The sequence below is a fragment of the Corallococcus exercitus genome (assembly GCF_003611585.1).
Taxonomy (GTDB): domain Bacteria; phylum Myxococcota; class Myxococcia; order Myxococcales; family Myxococcaceae; genus Corallococcus; species Corallococcus exercitus.
Genome location: NZ_RAVW01000723.1, coordinates 1 through 2345, shown reverse-complemented (window position 1 = coordinate 2345; position 2345 = coordinate 1). Strand labels below are relative to the sequence as shown.

Sequence of the window (2345 nt, the reverse complement as noted above, 5' to 3'; positions counted from 1 at the left end):
GCCCCACCCCCACCCGGCCGCCGGGGGAATCTCCTGGAAATGCCAGGGGTTACTGAACGCGTGTCCAGACCTCCGAACGGAGGGGGACCTGGCGACCCCGGGCGTGAACCGGGCATGTCAGACCCCTCGCGTAGAAATGATCGCGTGAGCCACTCGACCCCGCCATCGTCTCCGTCGCGAGTCCTGGAGCAGCGCAATCTCCTGGGAGGCCTGGACCTCCTGCCCGTGATGGGCCCGGGGAGCCGCAAGCGCGCGCGTCAGTTCCACGTGCCCACGGAGAAGAAGCTGGGGTTCGCCGCCGCGCTGGCGCTGGTGGTGGAGCACGGGAAGGAGAAGGCCAAGGAGACGGGCACCACGTCCATGACGCGCTGCCCGCGCTGCGGCCACGTGGGGCCCACGGAGCAGGACTTCGGCTTCCGCATCATGAGCCGGGGCCAGCGCCGTCCGCAGTCCTGGTGCCGGGGCTGCCGGGGTCAGCACATCGAGCCGGTGAACGCCTCCCAGCCCCGCCCCGAGGACGGCTGGCTGTTCCCGCCGGAGCCCGCGAGCAAGCAGAAGACGAAGGCGAAGACGGCGGACAAGTCCGGCAAGCCCAAGGCGAAGAAGCGCGCCCGCCGCGACAACGAAGACCTCACCTGAGCGCCGCGCGGTACCCGCCGCGCCGGGAGTGATTCCCGGGTCCGTGACACCGCCGCCCGAGTGCCCCCTGTCATCCCGCGCCACCGGGCGCCCGCGTTCCGCATGCTCCCGGAGCGGCCCCTGTCCCGCCCGTCGCCAGGGATGGCAACACCCCGCCGGGGTCCCTACCTCTCTTCAAAGGAGGACCTCCATGTCCGTGCGGACCCGAGTGGCAGGTATCAAGAACAAGCGACGCGTGGATCCCCATGCGGCCCAGCCCAGTGTGCAGGCCAGCAAGGGGCGCAAGACGCTGCCCCATGACGACGCGGCGCAGTTGCTGATGCAGAAGGCCCTGAAGCGCGTGACGCTGGGCCCCGCCGCCAGCGACCACGGCCCCAAGCGCAACAACCGGGGCACCGGGCTCAAGGGGCGCAAGAAGGCGCCCAGCCAGATCCACATCAAGCGCGCGGGAGGCCCGCGCGACCGCTCCAGGCTGCACGGAGGCTGAGAGCGGAAAGCCGCTGAAATGACGACGCCCCGCGTGGGAGACGGAAGTGCCCTCTTCGTGAGGGAACCCGTCTTCCACCGCGGGGCGCGGTGCGTCTGGCCTTTTCGCGCCGGTCAGTAGCCGACGTAGCCGCTGCCGCTGTTGAGGCCCTGGATGCCCGGGACGTTGGACACGGAGCCGTAGCGGGCGATGGAGTAGCGGACGCCCGCGATGATGTTGTCCACCGGGTTGCGGATGTTGTCGTGGCCCGGGAGCTTGTAGGAGTCGAACGTCGGCTGGATGGTCTGCATCAGGCCGATGGACGGGGTGCCCTTCTGGGCGTTGGAGTCCCAGTTGTTGATGGCGTTCGGGTTCCCGCTGGACTCGTGCTGGATGATCTTCGCGATGTCCTGGGGGTTCATCTTGTCCGTCGGGACGCCGTTGGCCTTGAGGATGTCCATGGCCTGCTTGATCCAGTCACCGACCTGGCCCGGGGGCACGTCACCCACGGCCTGCGAGCCCTGCGTCTGCTGCGCCCCGCCCGTCAGGTCCGGCCCCTTGGCGGCACCCTGCGCCTGGAACTCATCCTTGCTGCCCGGGATGTTGAGCTTCGCATCCGCGTAGATGAGGTCCTTGTTGGTGATGTTCGGGTTCGCCTTCACCAGCGAATCCACGTCCGTGTTGAAGCGCTTGGCCAGCGCGCTCAGCGTGTCGCCCGACTTGATCTTGTAGTCCATGGGGGGAAGGACCCTTCTGATTGCCGAAAACGTCGTTGCTTGATTCTCGGAAATTGGGTCGCGGAGTTTCGCCTACACTTGCGCTTTTGTAGGCGCCTTCACGCGAAGTCAGGTTCGGAACCGACTTCCTGGAATCCTCCGGCGGGACTGTCGCCAGAACAGCCCCAATAGGACGGCGAGTGTAGCGCCCAGGCCTCCGGGGCCGATGGCGCACCCGCTGTCCTCCCCGGGGTTTCCGCCCCCCGGTGTCTGGGGGTCGACGGTGGCCTCGCAGGGGGTGAAGCAGCGGCAGGCGTCGTCCCCGTCCACCTCCAGCCGGGCGCACACGCCCCGGGCGCCGCAGGTGGCGTCCTCCGAGCAGGCCGCGCCATAGGTCCCGGCCTGGAGCGCGGGCAGGAGGCACCGGGCGGGGGTGTCCCCCGCGGCCACGCACAGCAGCCCGGAGGGACAGTCCGCGTCGCTGGCGCAGGGCTCCTGGCAGAGGGCGTCCAGCGGAAGTGGGG

The 2345-nt window shown here is 69.3% G+C and carries 3 protein-coding genes and 1 pseudogene; 2 read left to right on the top strand and 2 right to left on the bottom strand.

What is annotated here, in order from left to right; all coding sequences use genetic code 11:
- Positions 1-144 precede the first annotated feature (144 nt).
- The gene (locus tag D7W79_RS41330) at positions 145-639 is read left to right on the top strand and encodes a hypothetical protein (protein ID WP_439099279.1); all 495 of its coding nucleotides are present in this window, start codon (positions 145-147) and stop codon (positions 637-639) included.
- 190 nt (positions 640-829) lie between these two features.
- Complete coding sequence (locus tag D7W79_RS41325) at positions 830-1126, top strand: hypothetical protein (RefSeq protein ID WP_120530665.1); 297 nt, start codon at positions 830-832, stop codon at positions 1124-1126.
- A 113-nt stretch (positions 1127-1239) separates the two neighbouring features.
- Here the strand turns inward: D7W79_RS41325 and D7W79_RS45565 are convergent, their stop codons facing one another.
- Together D7W79_RS45565 and D7W79_RS41315 are read right to left on the bottom strand one after the other, a co-directional pair.
- Positions 1240-1842 carry a transglycosylase SLT domain-containing protein gene (locus D7W79_RS45565; protein WP_120530664.1) on the bottom strand — a complete coding sequence of 201 codons (603 nt, stop codon included), beginning with the start codon at positions 1840-1842 and terminating at the stop codon, positions 1240-1242.
- Positions 1843-1950: 108 nt separating this feature from the next.
- Positions 1951-2345: pseudogene (locus D7W79_RS41315) on the bottom strand (S1 family peptidase); the annotation flags it as partial.